12 protein-coding genes and 1 tRNA gene are annotated in these 16,708 nt (G+C 65.1%); 5 read left to right on the top strand and 8 right to left on the bottom strand.

Annotation, left to right across the window (positions count from 1 at the left end; all coding sequences use genetic code 11):
- Positions 1-41: 41 nt before the first annotated feature.
- On the top strand, positions 42-845 hold the full coding sequence (locus AC1VNY_RS24505; RefSeq protein WP_482407089.1) for an SDR family NAD(P)-dependent oxidoreductase: 804 nt from the start codon (positions 42-44) through the stop codon (positions 843-845).
- A 165-nt stretch (positions 846-1,010) separates the two neighbouring features.
- A complete protein-coding gene (locus AC1VNY_RS24510) occupies positions 1,011-2,168 on the top strand; it encodes an ROK family protein (RefSeq protein WP_482407090.1) in 1,158 nt (385 codons plus the stop codon).
- 433 nt (positions 2,169-2,601) lie between these two features.
- On the opposite strand, the gene AC1VNY_RS24515 is transcribed toward AC1VNY_RS24510, so the two are convergent.
- Positions 2,602-3,465: an alpha/beta fold hydrolase gene (locus AC1VNY_RS24515; protein ID WP_482407091.1), complete on the bottom strand. Its 864-nt coding sequence runs from the start codon at positions 3,463-3,465 to the stop codon at positions 2,602-2,604.
- 213 nt (positions 3,466-3,678) lie between these two features.
- Between AC1VNY_RS24515 and AC1VNY_RS24520 the strand changes: the two genes are divergently transcribed.
- A tRNA-Ser gene (locus AC1VNY_RS24520) sits at positions 3,679-3,768 on the top strand.
- Positions 3,769-4,009: 241 nt separating this feature from the next.
- Here the strand turns inward: AC1VNY_RS24520 and AC1VNY_RS24525 are convergent.
- On the bottom strand, positions 4,010-4,765 hold the full coding sequence (locus tag AC1VNY_RS24525) for an ArsR/SmtB family transcription factor (RefSeq protein WP_482407092.1): 756 nt from the start codon (positions 4,763-4,765) through the stop codon (positions 4,010-4,012).
- A 246-nt stretch (positions 4,766-5,011) separates the two neighbouring features.
- Between AC1VNY_RS24525 and AC1VNY_RS24530 the strand changes: the two genes are divergently transcribed.
- Positions 5,012-6,427, top strand: a complete 1,416-nt coding sequence (locus tag AC1VNY_RS24530) for an MFS transporter (RefSeq protein WP_482407093.1) — start codon at positions 5,012-5,014, stop codon at positions 6,425-6,427.
- Between the two features lie 61 nt (positions 6,428-6,488).
- On the opposite strand, the gene AC1VNY_RS24535 is transcribed toward AC1VNY_RS24530, so the two are convergent.
- The 5 genes from AC1VNY_RS24535 to AC1VNY_RS24555 all read right to left on the bottom strand — a co-directional run bounded on the left by AC1VNY_RS24535 (position 6,489) and on the right by AC1VNY_RS24555 (position 14,362).
- The gene (locus tag AC1VNY_RS24535) at positions 6,489-7,379 is read right to left on the bottom strand and encodes a sigma-70 family RNA polymerase sigma factor (RefSeq protein ID WP_482407094.1); all 891 of its coding nucleotides are present in this window, start codon (positions 7,377-7,379) and stop codon (positions 6,489-6,491) included.
- Positions 7,376-8,014, bottom strand: a complete 639-nt coding sequence (locus tag AC1VNY_RS24540) for a flavodoxin family protein (protein ID WP_482407095.1) — start codon at positions 8,012-8,014, stop codon at positions 7,376-7,378. Before AC1VNY_RS24540 ends, AC1VNY_RS24535 begins: the two co-directional genes overlap by 4 nt.
- A gap of 776 nt (positions 8,015-8,790) precedes the next feature.
- A complete protein-coding gene (locus AC1VNY_RS24545; protein WP_482407096.1) occupies positions 8,791-10,380 on the bottom strand; it encodes an ABC-F family ATP-binding cassette domain-containing protein in 1,590 nt (529 codons plus the stop codon).
- A gap of 132 nt (positions 10,381-10,512) precedes the next feature.
- Positions 10,513-11,832, bottom strand: a complete 1,320-nt coding sequence (locus tag AC1VNY_RS24550; RefSeq protein WP_482407097.1) for an Hsp70 family protein — start codon at positions 11,830-11,832, stop codon at positions 10,513-10,515.
- A 154-nt stretch (positions 11,833-11,986) separates the two neighbouring features.
- Positions 11,987-14,362, bottom strand: coding sequence for a glucose/quinate/shikimate family membrane-bound PQQ-dependent dehydrogenase (locus AC1VNY_RS24555; protein WP_482407098.1), 2,376 nt, complete (start codon positions 14,360-14,362; stop codon positions 11,987-11,989).
- A 327-nt stretch (positions 14,363-14,689) separates the two neighbouring features.
- Between AC1VNY_RS24555 and AC1VNY_RS24560 the strand changes: the two genes are divergently transcribed.
- Positions 14,690-15,439 (top strand): class I SAM-dependent methyltransferase, encoded by a 750-nt coding sequence (locus AC1VNY_RS24560; protein ID WP_482407099.1) that lies wholly within the window; start codon positions 14,690-14,692, stop codon positions 15,437-15,439.
- A 256-nt stretch (positions 15,440-15,695) separates the two neighbouring features.
- Here the strand turns inward: AC1VNY_RS24560 and AC1VNY_RS24565 are convergent, their stop codons facing one another.
- Positions 15,696-16,652: a LysR family transcriptional regulator gene (locus AC1VNY_RS24565; protein WP_482407100.1), complete on the bottom strand. Its 957-nt coding sequence runs from the start codon at positions 16,650-16,652 to the stop codon at positions 15,696-15,698.
- Positions 16,653-16,708 lie beyond the last annotated feature (56 nt).

The following is a 16,708-nucleotide window of genomic DNA, read 5'->3' on the forward strand; positions in this document are numbered from 1 at the left end:
AACGGCCAAGTCCGGCCGTTCAGGTCAAACAGGAGACCAACATGACCAAGTCAGCCAAAGGAACGGCGCTCGTTACCGGTGCGTCGTCCGGAATCGGTGCCCTCTACGCGGACCGGCTCGCACGGCGTGGCTACGATCTGATCCTTGTCGCACGCAACCGCGAGCGCCTCGATGGGCTTGCCAGGCGTCTGTCGGCGGAGACAGGCCGATCGATCGAGATCGTTGCCGCCGACCTCGCCAAGCGCGGCGACGTATCGCGGATCGAATCCATTCTGCGCAGCAACACCGGCATCAGCGTGCTGGTGAACAATGCGGGCGTCGGTGCGACCGCGCCGCTGCTCGCATCCGATGTCGACAAGATGAGCGACTTGATCGCGCTCAATGTCGACGCGCTGATGCGCCTGACCTATGCGGCGGTGCCGGCATTCGTGGCGCGCGGCGGCGGCACCGTCGTCAACATCGCCTCGGTGGTCGGCGTCGCGCCGGAGATGCTCAACGGCGTCTACGGCGGCAGCAAGGCTTTCGTCCTCGCATTGACGCAGTCGCTGCAGCACGAGCTGAAGGACAAGAACATCCGGGTCCAGGCGGTGCTGCCGGGCGCCACGGCGACCGAGTTCTGGGACGTGGCCGGCACGCCGGTCGAGCATCTGCCCGGCGAGATCGTGATGAGGGCCGAGGACATGGTCGACGCCGCGCTCGCCGGTCTCGACCAGGGCGAAGTCATCACCGTGCCGTCGCTGCCGGAGGCAGCCGATTGGCAGGCCTATGAAACGGCCCGCCAGAAGCTGATGCCGAACCTGTCGCGCAGTGCGCCTGCGGCGCGTTACGGGGTGAAAGCCGCCTGAGGCACGCGAAATTGCGTCCCGCGCCGGCCAGACGGCGCAGCGCGGGACGCAACCATTTGAGTTCCCCGTCGTTAGAGCATGATCCGGAAAAGTGTGTAGCGGTTTTCCGAAAAGATCATGCTCCAACAATAGCGTTGGGAACCTCAAGCGGGCAGGCACGGGCGAATGGCTGAAGACGCTGGACTGACCACGGGCATCGCGCACCACGGTGCCGCGCGGCTGCCGTCTGTCGACATCGACAGCTTCAACATCGAGCTGAAGGACGACGAGGGCTTTCTCGGCGATCGCGCCTCCAAGGGCGCCTTTCGCAAGATCCTCGACCGCTGGCGCAAGCCGCTGCGCAAGTCGGACGAGGATCCGTTCGGCGACGAGCCGTCGGACAAGATCAGCAAGAAGAAGCTCGACGAGCTGCTGGTCGGCGACGACACCGAGGCCTCGGCGGTCGTGCACAGCGCGATCGAGGAGTTTGCCCAGGAGCTCGCCTATGTGACGCGGCGCTTCCTCAACACCAAGGCCTGGGCCAAGACCGAGCGCATCGTGGTTGGCGGCGGCTTCCGCGACTCCAGGCTCGGTGAGCTCGCCATCGCGCGCACCGAGATCATCCTGAAGTCGGAGGATTTCAAGGTCGATTTGCTGCCGATCCGCTTTCACCCCGATGATGCCGGGCTGATCGGCACGCTGCACCTCGCGCCATCGTGGATCTTCGAGGCCCATGACGGCGTCCTCGCCGTCGATATCGGCGGCACCAACATTCGCTGCGGCGTTGTCGAGACGCGCTGGAAGAAGGCGCCCGATCTCTCCAAGGCCGCAGTCTGGAAATCGGAGCTGTGGCGCCACGCCGACGACGAGCCGACGCGCGAAGGCGCCGTGAAGCGGCTGGTGAAGATGCTGAAGGAGTTGATTGCCGCCGCCGAGAAGGAGAATCTCAAGCTCGCGCCGTTCATCGGGATCGCCTGTCCCGGCGTCATCAATGAGGACGGATCGATCGAAAAAGGTGCGCAGAACCTGCCCGGCAATTGGGAGAGCAGCAAATTCAACTTGCCGGCGAGCCTGGTCGAGGCGATCCCGCAGATCGGCGATCATGACACCGCGATCGTGATGCATAATGACGGCGTGGTGCAGGGGCTGGCCGAGGTCCCGTTCATGCAGGATGTCGCGCGCTGGGGCGTGCTGACGATCGGAACCGGGCTTGGCAATGCGCGCTACACCAATCGCAAGAAAGACAACGGCAAGGACGAGAAGAAGGCCGAGAAAAAAGACAAGGACGACGAGAACGAAAAGAGCGAGAAAAAGGCCAAGAAAGCCAAGAAGGCCGATGCCTGAGCCGCGCGGGCTCGGCGATCGCGCGCGCTCCATCCGGGCTGCCGTCTGCCTTCTCCTTCCCCCTGAAAGGGGGAAGGTCGGGATGGGGGTCAGCCGCAGGCGATGCTGTTTGCGGAGAGAGCAGATCCCCACCCGCTTGGCTCTGGCGAGCAAAGCGACCTCCCCTTTTCAAGGGGAGGTAAGCATGCGTAGCCTGGATGCAGCGAACCGAAATCCGGGGCACCTCCATCCGCAGATCCAGCGGCCCCGGATTACGCGCGGTAAGGTTGATCGGTTAGGTTAAGATCGGGTTCGCGTTGCCGTTTCGACGTCGCTCGCTACCGTGGCCCGTGTCGCTCCCGCCGACCGGCGAAGCCGCACTTCCCGGCCAGCAATATTAAGAAGCGGCACGGGACCGCCAGTTTTTGTCGCGTCCTGGCGGTCCCACCCACTTCTACTTCCAATTGATCCGCTCGAAGAAGCCGGCGATCTCGGCGGCCGCGCGGTCGGGGTCCTCGCGATGCGGGAAATGCCCGACATCGGGAAACATCTCGAGGTCCAGATCGGAGAAGGTCTCGCCCAGCCGGTCGGTCCAGGCATAGGGAAACAGCGGGTCGTGCTCGGCCCAGCGGATGCAGGTCGGCACCGCGATCGGCGGCAGCGCCGAGGCTTCGCCCTGCATCATCTTCACGCGCCCCGCATGTGACGCGCGATAATGCGCAAAGCCGCCGGCGAGGTTGCCGGGCTTGAAGAAATTGTCGGCGAAATCCCCGATGACGTCGTCGAACGCGGTCTTGCGGTGCGACCAGTTGTGCAGGAAATGACCGATATAGGTGCGGCAGCTGTCTCTGTTGGCGCCGACCAGCGCCGGCGCCATCTCCATCTGGTGGAACGACTGGTACCAGATGTGGTTCAGCCGGTCGGGCGCGGCCATCCTCGGCCCGATGCCGGGATAGACGAAATCGAAGAAAAACAATCCGGCGATGCGGTCGGGCGCCTTGCGGGCGAGGGGCTGCATCACGGCGCCACCGACGTCGTGGCCGACCACGCCGGCCTTGTCGACGCCGAGCGCGTCCAGCAGCGCCAGCATGTCGTCGGTATGCTGATCGGGGCCATAGGCGCCGTGCGGCTTGTCGCTGTCGCCGAAGCCGCGCAGGTCGGGGGCGATCAGGGTGTAGCGGCCTGTGAGGCGCGCCATCACCGGCTTCCAGGTCAGCCAGAACTCCGGCCAGCCGTGCAACAGCAGCAGCGGCCTCCCAGTGCCGGTCCGCGCGACGTGGAATGCCGCACCATTGGCTCGAATCGTCACATGCTCCATGGCCCGCTCCTGCTGCGGCTGGTTCGCTTGTGCGCCGATCGAACCAGAACCGTTCCGCTAGCGCTTTGTTTCCGCGCGCTTTCTCCCGCCGCCCCCGTGCTTTGACGGGGCGAGGCGGCAGTGATGGAAATATTATTGCAGCGCCTTGTCTGTCCCGCCATCCTCGCCTAGAACACGCCCCGACCGCGGGTGGCGCAAATCACCCGGGCCACTGGAGAGGTGGCAGAGTGGTTGAATGCACCGCACTCGAAATGCGGCATAGGTGCAAGCCTATCGGGGGTTCGAATCCCTCCCTCTCCGCCACCCTGCGCCCTGCCGGGCTTCGGGTGGCAAGCCACCCTTTCAGACCAGGGCGAAGGGTGTCTCCCGAAGCTTCGGAGAAGCGTAGGGCCAATGCCCCCTGACATTCCAACGATCTCGACCGCTCGCCTGACGCTTCGTGTACAGGTTGCCCATGACTCCCGGCCTACCGGGCATTCCTGGCTTCGTCCCGGTCCGCCGGCATGGGCGGTCCGTTCCGGGTGTTGGACGCGCTGGAGCCGGCTCAACCCGAGATAACCGCTACCCGGCCTCTGGACAGTAATGTAACCCGCCCTTCGCGGCCGTCCCTCGAGGGGGCGCCCTCGATGCCGAACGTTGTGGCAAGTCCTCTAACACCAGCAGGCGTCACGACGAGCGCACGGCTATCCCTGACATGCTCGACCCAATCGTGCTCGAGAGCGTGATGAAGGATGGCAGCGCCGAGCGCCCCGGCCAGATGCGGCCGGCGCTCGCTCCAGTCGAGACAGGGGCGACAGAACACCCGGCGCTTGGAGGCGAGGCGAAGATCGACGCCTAACTCATCGAAGAATGACCGACCGGCATGGGTGAGTTGTCCGCCATCCTCGTCGAGCAGAATAAACGACTGCTGGACAAGCCGGTCGGCGATCGCGACGGCGATGCGGCCGGCCATGTGGTCATAGCACGTCCGCGCGTGTCGGAGCGTCTCTCCGCCGCGCCAGAGATTGCGCTGCCGGGCGGGGCCGTCCTGCGCCACCACCATGAGACCTTCCAGCACGCGTGCGACGTGCGGAGAGGCCAAGCGAAAATATCGTCGTCGGCCTTGCTTTGCGAGCGCAAGCAATCCGGCGTCGCTGAGTTTCGCAAGATGGCCACTCGCTGTCTGCGGCGCCACGCCGGACACATAGGCGAGCTCCGAGGCGGTCAACGTTCGGCCATCCATCAGCGCACTGAGCATGTTGGCACGCGCCGGATCGCCGATGAGTGCCGCGACCTGGGCGATCTTGGGTCCCGTATCCATGTCTTGTTCTACGCCGACGGGGACACAGTGCCAAGCACGAATACTTCGGCCAAGATCGTAGTGTTTCTGCAAGACCGGTTCAATCGCGGGACATAGGTTGTCTGGACGCCACTAAGCCCCAGCGAAAGGCATCGCCGCGATGGGACGAAAGTCTCGCGGCTCCAAATGTTCGATTGGCATCGAATGATAATCGCAAAGCGGGCTGGTCTGAGTCATCAAAATCTCACAGGCAACCGAGTGTGATCAATGCAAACAACTTCGCTCAACACAAGGCAGCCGGAACAAGCCGGCCCTGACAGCACGTCATCCCGTTCGCCTCTCGCCGCGGCGCTGGCGCTTGCCGCCACGAGCCTCGGCCTCGGCGTCGTGCAGTTGGATATCACCATCGTTAATACCGCGCTGAGCAGCATCAGCGCCTCGCTCGGCGGCAGCGTGGCCGAGCTGCAATGGGTGGTGACCGCCTATACCATCGCATTCGCTGCCTTCATTTTGACTGCCGGTGCGCTCGGTGATCGCGTTGGCGCCAAGCGGATATTCATAGGGGGCTTTGCAATCTTCACGTTGGCTTCGCTCGCCTGCGCATTGGCTCCGTCGGCGATGTTCCTGATCGTTGCTCGCTCCGTGCAGGGCCTGGCGGCGGCAATCCTGGTGCCGAACTCGCTGACGCTACTCAATCACGCCTATACCGATCCGAAGGCGCGCGGCCGCGCGGTCGGCTTCTGGGCCGCAGGTGCGAGCGTCGCACTGACTGCGGGGCCGCTAGTTGGCGGCGCGCTGATCGCGCTGGTCAGCTGGCGTGCGATCTTTCTTGTCAACTTGCCGATTGGCGCCGCCGGCCTCTGGCTCGCTTGGCGTTACGCCGAGGAGACGCCGCGGCTCGCGCAGCGCGAGATTGATCTGCCCGGACAGATCGCGGCGATTGCAACCCTCGGCACGCTGGCCGGCGCCTTGATCGAGGGCGGCGCGCTGGGCTGGAGCCATCCGCTCGTCGTCATGGGCTTCGCGGGGGCGGCCGTAATCGGAGTCCTGTTCGTATGGCGCGAGGCGCGCGCGCCGCAACCGATGCTGCCGCTGTCGCTGTTCCGCCATCACATGTTCGCGCTGACCGCTCTGGTCGGGCTTCTCTTCAACATCGCCTTCTACGGCCTGATCTTCGTACTCAGTCTCTACTTCCAGAACGTCAATGGCTGGTCGCCGTTCGCAACGGGCCTGGCCTTCGTGCCCATGATGGCCATGGTGCTGCCCGCCAATCTGATCACCGCGTCGGTCAGCGAGCGCCTCGGCGCGCCGCAAACCATTGCGCTGGCTTGTGTGATCACCGCCGCGGGCTGCGTTGCACTGCTGCCTATGGCCTCAGGCACCAGCTACGGGGCGATCGGCGCTCAGCTCCTCGTCCTCGGCGGCGGGCTCGGCCTGCTCGTGCCGTCTTTGACCTCGACGCTGCTCGGCAGCGTCGAGAAGTCGCGATCCGGCATCGCCGCCGGCGTATTGAACGCGACGCGGCAGGCCGGCAGCGTGCTTGGCGTTGCCCTGTTCGGCTCGCTGGTCGCAGGGAACAACGCGTTCATGGCAGGCGTGCATGCCTCGCTCGTGATATCGGCCGCTGTGTTGCTCGCAGGTGCGGTCGCGATCTGGCAGGGCCGAGCAAAGGAGGGGCGATGAAGGGGAGGTGCACGATCTCGTCTACCGCTATCGGCGCCGAGTGGGGACGTATGGAGTATAGTCAATTCCGCCATCCCGTCACACCAGGCACGTTCTGCAGCTTGTCCGGATTACGCGTCACATAGATCGCAACGACCCGTTCATTCTCGATATGCAAGGCTGTCGTTTGAACAACATTGCCGTTCTCTACGGAGATGAAGCCCGGCAATCCGTTGATGATGGCGTAGCGGATCAATCGTGAGGGATGCACGGTGAAGAGACGGGCGAGCGCGGCGAAGCGCTCTATGGTGGCTTCAAGCCCGACCAGAGGTCGGATAGGTGCAGGAACCCGGCCGCCGCCATCCGCGTAGACCACGACATCTTCGGCCAGCATCGCGCGCAACGTGGCAAGGTCGCCCGTCCGCGTGGCCGTGAAGAAGGCATTTGCGAGTCGCAGACCTTCTTCATTGTCGACGACGAACCTCGGCCTCGCAGCGTGGATATGCGCGCGGGCGCGGCTGGCAAGCTTGCGACAGGTCGCAGCCTCACGCCCGATCGTCTCCGATACGGCATCGAATTCCAATCCGAACACGTCGTGCAGCAGAAAGGCCGCCCGTTCCAATGGCGACAATCGCTCCAGCGCGATCATCAGCGGCAGGGTCAGATCGTCGGCGGACTCCTCGCCTTCGGGGTCGAAGAAAGGTTCGGGCAACCACGGTCCGACATAGGTGACGCGCCGACGCCGCGCGGATTTCAGTTCGTTGAGGGCCAGGCGTGTGACGATGGTGTGCAGGAGCGCCTTGGGGTCGCGCACCTGGTCGCGATCGGCGGCGAGCCAGCGCAGCCAGGCGTCGTGAACGACGTCCTCCGCGTCGGCGACCGAGCCCAGCATCCGATAGGCCAGCCGGATCAGGCGTGGCCGCAGATCGGCGAAGATCTCGGCCGCCGTCGCGTCTTCAGGCGCGTCGGTCATGACGCGGCCCGAACGGCCGCTGAGGTCGCGTCACGGCCACGCGCAAACTGCAGCGCCGTCTTCGCCACCCGCTGTCCGAGGTGACGGGCGGTCGCGAGATCGGAGTCGGGCGGAGCGGTGTCCGCACCCTCGTCGGTGTTCGACTGCGCCCCGGCTCCGAGCCAGAACCCCAGCCTGTTCGGATCGGCTTCCGATCCCGATGCGGAATTGTTCCCCGGGGGCAGATCGAGATTGACCCAATGCATGCCATGCTGGGCGGCGAACAATGCAAGCTGGACCAATGTAGACAGCTTGTCGCCGGCATGTGCCCCCGAATTGGTGAAGCCTGCCGCGAGCTTGTCTTTCCAGCGATAGCCCTTGGACATCACCGCCCGTGACGTTGCTTCCTGAAAGGCTTTGAAGGCCGCGGAGGCGGCGCCCATGTAGGTGGGCGTGCCGAAGATCAGCGCTTCCGCACCCATCAGCCGATCCCAGTTCTGTTCCACGTTCTCGACAGGCACCAGTAGCGCCTCCGCGCCATCGACATCCTGGATGCCGGACCTGACGGCCTCCGCTTGACGCCGGGTATGGCCGTAGGCGCTATGATAGACGATTGCGATCAGGGTACGACCGCCGCCGGTTCCGAGTGTGTGCATGGTGTCCTCTGCTGCTGCCATTGCAGAAGCCAAGACAAGGCAGCGCGTCGAAACGTGACATGCCCTGCGAACTTTCGTCCGGAGGATGTTGCTCCGATTGACCGCCGCTCAGGCCGGAGCGGCGGCCGCCGGCTACTTTGCATGGGGTTGTTTTCGATATTTTGCCGGGAGCCGGCCTTCGGGCCGCCTCGGTAACCTTAATTTTCCGTTTCGATTGTCGATAAAGTTTTATCGATTATCCTCGTGGCCATTGAGCGGTGTGACGAACCGCGCGATGAGCGGCAACAGCCGAGTGGCTGGACGACCTCTCTGAAATCGAAGGGTGGGCAGAGCGCAGTGCCAGCCACCTTTCGGGCTGTCCGGCGGCGGCCGGCGGGGCAAATCAATTTTGAAGTGCTTTTGATTGCCAGGTTGCGGCGCATATCGCTCCGCATGAAGCCTTTCAATTGGGATGTTCCAAGATGACGCTCGCGCATTTCCTGATCGCGGCCGGTGGCGGCTTTTTGTTGCTCGCTGGCTTCGTCGCATTTGCCCTCTGGAGAAACGCGCTCCATTCGACGGCGCGGATTTAGCAACAGACCAGATTCAGCTCCGACGGCCTCGTGCTTGGGGACAAGCGAGGCTGGCGGGATGGCCGCACCGCCGCGCGGCCTGACAGCCGAGCACCGCGCCTTACGCCCTACCCCAAGGCGACGCGTGCTCGGCTGTTCAATTCCGGACCAATCTTCGTCGTTCGAAACATTGATTGCGTAAGGGCATTTCTTCCGCTCTCCGCGTCACCTCCACGAAGCGAGGTCCAGTCTGCGCGTGATCGCGATGGCCTCGAGGAAGGCCTCGTCGTGGCTGACGACCAGCAGCGCGCCGTCATAGGCGCGCAAGCCGGCCTCGACCGCTTCCATGGATTCGATGTCGAGATGATTGGTCGGCTCATCGAGGATCAGGAAAGGCGGAGGCCTCACGCCGCCCAGCACACAGGCGAGACCGGCGCGAAGCAACTGGCCGCCGCTGAGGCTCGCGACGGCCTGCAGCGCGGCATCGGCGCGGAACATGAATCGCGCCAGCGCCGCGCGACAGGCGTTCTCGCCGGTATCCGGATTGATGCGCCGGAAATTCTCCAGGATGGAGGCCGACGCATCGAGCAGGCTGACTGCCTGATCGAACACGGCGAACCGGGTCATCACCTCGACGGTGCCGCGCGCCGCGATCAGGTCGCCGCTGATGAGCTTGAGCAACGTCGTCTTGCCGGCGCCGTTGGGGCCAGTGATCGCGACGCGCTCCGGACCTGACATGGAGAAGGTGAGATCGCGCAGGATCGGCACGTCCGTGCCGTAGCCGACATCGGCCGCGTCGATTCGCAGCACCATCCTGCTCGCCGGCAGATGCGTCGACGGCAATTGCACCGAGAATGGTTGCAGCACCTCGATGCGCTGCCGCGCCGCGGTGGCAAGTTCGAGCGCTTGCGTTCGCCGTCGTTCGGCGAGGCGGGCGTTCTCGCCGCCGGTGTCCTCGCTGCGGTCCTTGCGCAGCCCGGCGGCGATCCGCGGCAGATCGCCCTTGGCGCGCTTCCTTGCACCTGCACCGTCCTTGCGCGCCTTCCGTTCGTTGGCTTCTCTGGCGTTGCGGTCGATCTCGGCGACGCGCTTTTCGGCATCCGCCAGATCGTGCCGTGCTGCCGACAGCTCGACGGCCTTGCGTGCGCGATACTGGCTCCAATTGCCGCCGTAGCGCCTGGCTTCCAGCGAGGTCAGTTCGACGATCGCATCCATGGTCTCCAGCAATTCGCGGTCGTGGCTGACGATGATGGCGCCTTGCCGCCAGTCGGCGAGCAGGTCGATCACCGCCTTGCGTCCCGCACGGTCGAGATTGTTGGTGGGCTCGTCGAGCAGCAGAAAGTCGGGCTGCGCGAAGGTCAGCGCGGCGAGGCGCGCCCGGGTGGCCTGGCCGCCGGATAGCGTCGCCAACGGCGCGTCGAGCGCATCGCTCAGTCCGACGCGCTCGAGCGCGGCCGTGATGCGTGTGTCGAGCGTCCAGTCGACGTCGGCAATCTCTTCGGTGCTCGCAAGGCCCTGTTCGGCATGGCGCAGCGCGGCCAGTGCGCGGCGCGCGCCGAACAGATCGACGACGCATTCATCCGGCTTCAGCTGAACCGTCTGATGCAGCATCCCGACGCGTCCCTGAACCGAGACCGTGCCGGATTGCGGCGTGCGCAGCCTCGCGATCAGGCCGAGCAGCGTCGTCTTGCCGACGCCGTTCCTGCCGACAAGGCCGGTGCGTTCAGGTCCGAAATTCAGATCGAGATTGGAAAGCAGAACCCGGCCGTCAGGCGCGGACAGGGTCAGATGGGAGAGCGTGATCGATGCAGGCATGGATATCCCCGAGGGCAAGGCTGATGGGCGTTGCTGTCAGGGTGAAATCCATGGCCGTCGGCATCCTCAGGGATTGATGATTGAACTGATGTAGTCGCCTGTGAAGGCAGGATCAAGGCGCGAAGCCAGCCGTCACGCGGCTTCGGCGAAGGTCCAGCGGTCGGGATCGGGCGTGTGGCCGATCAAAGCGAGGCCGTAGGCGATCGATTCGAACTGGTCCGCCGAAGTCAGCCGTGCTTCGCCAAAGCGCTCTGCAAACAGCCGCTGCACGGCCGGCACGAACGAGGTGCCGCCGGTCAAAAACACCTTCTCGACGTCGCGCGCGGTGATGCCGGACTTCGCCAGCGCCTCGTCGACCGTCGCGCCGAGCCGTTCGATGTCGTCGGCGATCCAGGATTCGAAATCGTCGCGCGTCACTGTCGCGCCGATGTCGATGCCTTCGCGGGCGAAGCGGAACTCGACGCGGTCGCGGCTCGACAGCGCGACCTTGGTGTCGGACACGGCGCGATAAAGCGCGAAGCCGAGATCGTGGTCGACGATGGTGATGAAATCGTGCAGCGGCGCCGGTTCGAGCGCGGTGCGCGCGAGCTGCTGCAACTCGCGCAAATCGCCATTGCCCCGCATCATCGCGAGCTGATGCCAGCGGGCGAGGCTCGAATAATAGTGATTGGGGATCGGCAGCACCTTGTCGAACGAGCGGTAGTTGGTGCCCTTACCGAGCCGCGGCGAGACGATGTGGTCGACGATGCGGTAGTCGAAGGTGTCGCCGGCGATGCCGATGCCGGCATGTCCCAGCGGTTCGGCGCGCAGCACGCCGCCCTTGCGCGAGAACCGCATCACGGAGAAGTCGCTGGTGCCGCCGCCGAAATCGGCGACCAGCACGGTGGCGTCATGGTCGAGTGTGCGTGCGAAGGAGAACGCCGCGCCGACCGGTTCGTAGACGTAGCGCGCATGGCCGGCGCCGAGCCGCTCGAATGCGGCCCGGTAGCGCTGCATCGCGAGCTCGTCATTGGGATTGCCGCCGGCAAACTTCACCGGTCGGCCGACCATGATGGTCGGCGCGCCGAGATCGAAACCGTCGCCGGCATGGCGCGTCAGCGTGCGCAGGAACGCCGCGAGCAGGTCCTCGAACTTGTAGCGTTGCCGGAAGATCTGGGTGGTGTTGAAGGCCGAGCTTGCCGCGAAGGTCTTGAACGACTGGATGAAGCGATGGATCGTGCGTCCCTCGAGGAACTGCTCGATCGCCCATGGGCCGCCCTCGGCGCGCGGATGAAGGCCGGCACCCGGCCGCTCCTCCCAGAAGCACAGCGCGGACACATAGACGCTATGCGCGCGGCCGCCATGGTCGAAGCGAACAGCCTCGACGCGGCCGTCGCCGTCGGACAGTGCGACCACGGTGTTGCTGGTGCCAAAATCGACGCCAATCGAGACGGCGGGCGGGGCGCTCGACATGTCATACTCGGATTGTCTGTGAAAGGGGGCGGACCTTTAGCGGCTTTGGCCGGATTTGCCAACCCGTCCGGGTATCGCGGAACTCATTTCAGGCCCAACGTCTCATCACCCCTGCGTCATTCCCGATGCGACGCTTGTCCCATCCCGGAGGAGTTCAATCCTTCAATGCGTAGGCGATGACGTAGTCGCCGCGCTTGGTGCCGAAAGAGCCGTGGCCGCCGGCCGCGGTGACGACGTATTGCTTGCCGCCAGCCTCGTAGCTCATCGGCGTCGATTGGGCGCCGGCCGGCAGGCGATCCTCCCAGAGCACCTTGCCGTTGCGCACATCGTAGGCCCGGATCGTGTACTCATAGGTTCCGGTGTAGAACGCAACGCCGCCGGCAGTGGTGATCGGCCCGCCCAGCATCGGCACACCCATCCTGAATGGAAGCGGCAGCGGCGTGGTGTCCCGGATCGTGCCGTTGGGATGCTGCCAGACGATCTTCATCGTCTTCAGATCGATCGCGGCCATCGAGCCCCAAGGCGGCCGGTAGCACGGCACGGAGAGCGGCGAGAGGAAGCTCGAGATATCGACGCCGAACGGCGTGCCATACATCGGCTGCACCCCGACCTCGCTGCCGACCGGTTTCTCGGCGGTCGGCGCCGGAGGATTCTGCGGACCGCGCGGAATGAGTCTTGAGGCGAACGGCAGCGACATCGGATTGGCGATGGCGATCTGCCTGACAGGATCGACCGCGATGCCGCCCCATTCGAACATGCCGAGATTGCCCGGGAAGACCAGCGTGCCTTGCAAAGACGGCGGCGTGAAGGTGCCTTCGTAGCGCAAGCGGTGGAACATGATCCGGCACAGCAGCTGGTCGAAGATCGTGCCGCCCCACATGTCGGCGCCGGTCAGCTTCGCCTCCGGGCGGAAGGTCAGTTCGGAGAACGGCTGGGTCGGTGCAGAGCGGTCGCCAGGCGCTGCGCCTTGCGGCACCGCGCGTTCCGGCGCCGGCACGATCAGCTCGCCGGTCCTGCGGTCGAGCACGAAGATGTTGCCCACCTTGGTCGGCTGGATCAGCGCTGGAACGACGCCCTTGGCCGTCGTCACATCGACCAGGCTAGGTTGCGAGGGAACGTCCATGTCCCAGAGATCATGATGCACGGTCTGGTACGACCAGGCGCGCTTGCCGGTGTTGACATCAAGCGCGACGATGGCGCTGGAATAGCGCTCGACCAGCGCATCGCGATTGCCGCCCCAGATGTCGGGTCCGTTGTTGCCGGTCGGGATGTAGACCAGATTCAGTTTCGGATCGAACGAGGCCGTGATCCAGGAATTCGGTGACCCGTTGGTGTAATGCCGCGTCGGCGACGGCGGCGCGTTCTCGTCCGCCGCGCCGGAATCCCAGGCCCAGACCAGCTTGCCGGTGTAGACATCGAAGCCGCGGATCACGCCGGACGGCACGTCGACCGCATAATTGTCGATCACCGCGGCGGCCACGACCAGGATCTTGTCGCTGACGACCGGCGGCGACGTCGGCTCGAAGAAGCCCGCGGTCTTGATGCCCATCCCCTGCTGCAGGTCGAGGCTGCCGTGATCGGCGAAACCATCGCAGAGCTTGCCGCTGTCGGCATCGAGCGCGATCATGCGGCCGTCATTGACGGGCAGGAAGATCCGCCGCGGACATTCGGCCGGCGCCGGATTGCCGCTGCTGTCGACGGCGCCAGCCACGGTTTCATGATAAGAGACCCCGCGGCAGGTCATGTGCTGGAACGTCTTGTTGTGCACGAGCTTGGGGTCGTAGCGCCAGCGTTCCGTGCCGGTCTTGGCGTCGAGCGCGAACAGCACCTGGTGCTGCGAGCAGAGGTAGAGCGTATCGCGCACCTTGATCGGGGTGACTTCGAAGGTCGTCTCGCCGGAATCCTCTGGTGTCTTCACGTCGCCGGTGCGGAAGGTCCAGGCGACCTTGAGGTTGCCGACATTGTCGGGCGTGATCTGCTTCAGCGGCGAATAGCGCTGTCCGAACTGCGTGCGTCCATAGGCGCGCCAGTCGCCGTCCGGCTGCGGGTCGGATTCGCTTTGCGGCACGGCGGAGCCGGACTCGGCAATCGTGCCGTTGATGTCGTGATAGCTGGACAGCAGCCCGGCGCTGAGCACCGCCGCAGCGGCGACGACGCCGATCCAGAGTGGCGCTGTTGCGCGCATGTAAGGCACCGGCCCGTTTCGTGTCAGGGCGCGAACGATCACCGGCGTGAGCAGCCAGAGCGCCATCGGGAAGACGATGTCGCCACGCGCCGCGAGCGGCCACCAGTCGAACCGCACCTCATGGACGGCCCACGCCAGCGTGCCGAGCAGCACGATCGCAAACAGCCAGAGCGCCTGATGGCGCTGCGCCAGCAGCAGCATAGCCGTGGCGAGAATGCCGACGCCGAGGACAGTGTAGAAGATGGATCCCCCCAATGTGGCGAGCCAAATGCCGCCGCCGGCGAGGACCAGGCCGATCAAGGCGTAGACGATAGCTGTGATGAAGACTGCCCTGGATCGCTGCATGGTCGCTCCGGTGCGGGGCGGGATCGGGCTTGTCCCGCACAAGCGCGACAGACCGTGTCCGCCATCGCGAACTGTCGTTCAGCCAACCGCAAGTTGCAACCTGGAACTGCGCCGTTGATGCACCACAAGCGCGTAAGGTTGCTATGCGAAATCCGCCGAAGCAAATCATTCAAAATGCGCGCACCTTCAACAGGGATCTGCGGCGCCGACGCAAAGGTGAGGGCTCTTCAGCGGATTTTGAATCGACGCGCTCTTCCGGTCCCGTGCAGAGCGCTGCTCTATACCGTTCCGCGGATCGCACCGCGGACGGTTGGCAGAGAAGCAACAATGACACTGAACCCCACTGCCGAGAATTATCGTGTCGCGGTCGCCGCCTATGAGGCGGGCCGACCGAGCTACCCTGCGGAGATCGTCGCCGCGCTGCCGCTTGCGACCGCGCGCTGTGTCGTCGACCTCGGTGCCGGAACCGGCAAGTTCACCCGCCTGCTGCTGCAACATTTGCCCGCGACTGCGCGCCTTGTCGCGGTCGAGCCCGTTGCCGAGATGTCGGCCAGGCTGGCCAAGGAGGCCGGGGTGGAGGTCATCAACACGCGCGCCGATGCGATCAATCTCGAAACCGGCAGCGTCGACCTCGTCACCTGCGCCCAGGCGTTTCACTGGTTCGACAACGAGGCGTCGGTTGCCGAGATCGCGCGACTGCTGCATCCCGGCGGAACGCTTGCGCTGGCCTGGAACAACCGGGACGACCGCACGCCGTGGGTCGACGCATTGTCCGTCATGATCGAGGGTTATGCGGGCGACACGCCCCGGCAACGGACCGGACGCTGGCGCTGGATCCTGAAGGACCCGCGCTTTGTGCTCGAGAGGGAAATCGTGCAGGACCATCCGCACCGGATGAAGCGACGGGACGTCTTCGAGCGCATCGCATCGACGAGCTATGTCGCCAATCTTCCCGATGCGGAGAAGGCGATCCTGCGCGACAAGACCGGCGGCATCCTGCGTGAGGCCGGTCTCGGCGATGCCGACGAAGTGGTGTTCCCCTATGTCACGCAGCTCTTCCTGCTGAAGCGGGCCTAGATCGGCTTCGAGAAGCCGCGCTGTCGATCAGCGGCGGCCACATCTCCGCACAACTCGCTGTCATCGCCCGGCTCGACCGGGCGATCCAGTATTCCAGAGGCCGTTGTGCTTGAACGAGAGGCCGCGGCGTACTGGATCACCCGCTTTCGCGGGTGATGACAATTGGGAGTGTGGCAACAGCGGTGGTCTACGCCGCTATTGCGCGGCGCGGCCTTGCTTGACCGATTCGGTGGCAGGCTGAAGGCCGAGGGTTCATTCACTTGTCGCCCACCACTTTCCATTTTCCATCAGCGCCGCGCCGCAGCGAGGGATCGCCGATGCGGATGTGTTGCGCAAGAAAATCGATGAAAGCGCGGACCCGCGCCGGCAGCGGGCCGGCGTGGCCGACATAGACCGCATGGATGTCCTCGCGGTCGCCGGGGTTGAGATTTTGCAGCACCGGCACCAGACGCCCGGCCTCGATATCGGGGCCGATGTGGAAGAGCGCCAGCCGTGCCACCCCGATGCCGCCGAGGGTGAGCTGGCGTGCGGTTTCGCCATCGCTGGCGCGCGCCACCGGTGGCGGCAGGGCCTCCTCGATCTTTTCGGCGCGGCGGAACGGCCAGCCGCGGATGCTGCGCGGAAAGGTCCAGCCGATGCCGCGATGGGCGGCGAGGTCGGCCGGCGTCTTCGGCGTGCCGAAGCGGGCGAGATAGGACGGCGCGGCGACCACCGCCATGCGGCTGGTGCCGAGCTTGCGCGCGATCAGCCGCGAGGCGCCGAGCGGGCCGGCGCGGATCGCGATATCCGCGCGTGCCTGCATCAGATCGACCAGCGTGTCGGTCAGCACGATGTCGAGCGTGATGTCGGGATGCTCGCGCATGAAGCGCGGCAGCAGCGGCATCACATGCAGCATGCCGAACGGAATGTTGCTGTTCACGGTGAGATGGCCGCGCGGCACGCATGAGGCGGCCTCACGTTCGGCCTCGTCGATGTCGGCGAGGATCCGCTGGGCGCGCTGGTAGAACGCCTGGCCTTCCTCGGTGAGCTGCAGCTTGCGCGTGGTGCGGTTGACCAGCCGCGTGCCGAGCCGCGTCTCGAGCCGCGAGACCAGCTTGCTGACGCCCGACGGCGTCTGGCGCAGGCTGTTCGCTGCAGCCGTGAAGCCGCCGAGATCGACGACGCGGACGAATACGTCCATCTCGCCGGAGCGGTTGGTATCGGTGCGGGCCATCTTGAATTCAAGTCACAAATGATTGGATTGCGGCCATTCTAATCCTTCCTCGCGCG

It is taken from the genome of Bradyrhizobium ferriligni, assembly GCF_056837965.1.

Bases quoted from the DNA above. Each gene is read 5' to 3' on its own strand.
- AC1VNY_RS24565 (WP_482407100.1), bottom strand. From the start codon at position 16,652: ATGGCCCGCACCGATACCAACCGCTCCGGCGAGATGGACGTATTCGTC.
- AC1VNY_RS24560 (WP_482407099.1), top strand. From the start codon at position 14,690: ATGACACTGAACCCCACTGCCGAGAATTATCGTGTCGCGGTCGCCGCC.
- AC1VNY_RS24550 (WP_482407097.1), bottom strand. From the start codon at position 11,832: ATGTCGAGCGCCCCGCCCGCCGTCTCGATTGGCGTCGATTTTGGCACC.
- AC1VNY_RS24535 (WP_482407094.1), bottom strand. From the start codon at position 7,379: ATGACCGACGCGCCTGAAGACGCGACGGCGGCCGAGATCTTCGCCGAT.
- AC1VNY_RS24510 (WP_482407090.1), top strand. From the start codon at position 1,011: ATGGCTGAAGACGCTGGACTGACCACGGGCATCGCGCACCACGGTGCC.
- AC1VNY_RS24530 (WP_482407093.1), top strand. From the start codon at position 5,012: ATGCAAACAACTTCGCTCAACACAAGGCAGCCGGAACAAGCCGGCCCT.
- AC1VNY_RS24505 (WP_482407089.1), top strand. From the start codon at position 42: ATGACCAAGTCAGCCAAAGGAACGGCGCTCGTTACCGGTGCGTCGTCC.
- AC1VNY_RS24545 (WP_482407096.1), bottom strand. From the start codon at position 10,380: ATGCCTGCATCGATCACGCTCTCCCATCTGACCCTGTCCGCGCCTGAC.
- AC1VNY_RS24525 (WP_482407092.1), bottom strand. From the start codon at position 4,765: ATGGATACGGGACCCAAGATCGCCCAGGTCGCGGCACTCATCGGCGAT.
- AC1VNY_RS24555 (WP_482407098.1), bottom strand. From the start codon at position 14,362: ATGCAGCGATCCAGGGCAGTCTTCATCACAGCTATCGTCTACGCCTTG.
- AC1VNY_RS24515 (WP_482407091.1), bottom strand. From the start codon at position 3,465: ATGGAGCATGTGACGATTCGAGCCAATGGTGCGGCATTCCACGTCGCG.
- AC1VNY_RS24540 (WP_482407095.1), bottom strand. From the start codon at position 8,014: ATGCACACACTCGGAACCGGCGGCGGTCGTACCCTGATCGCAATCGTC.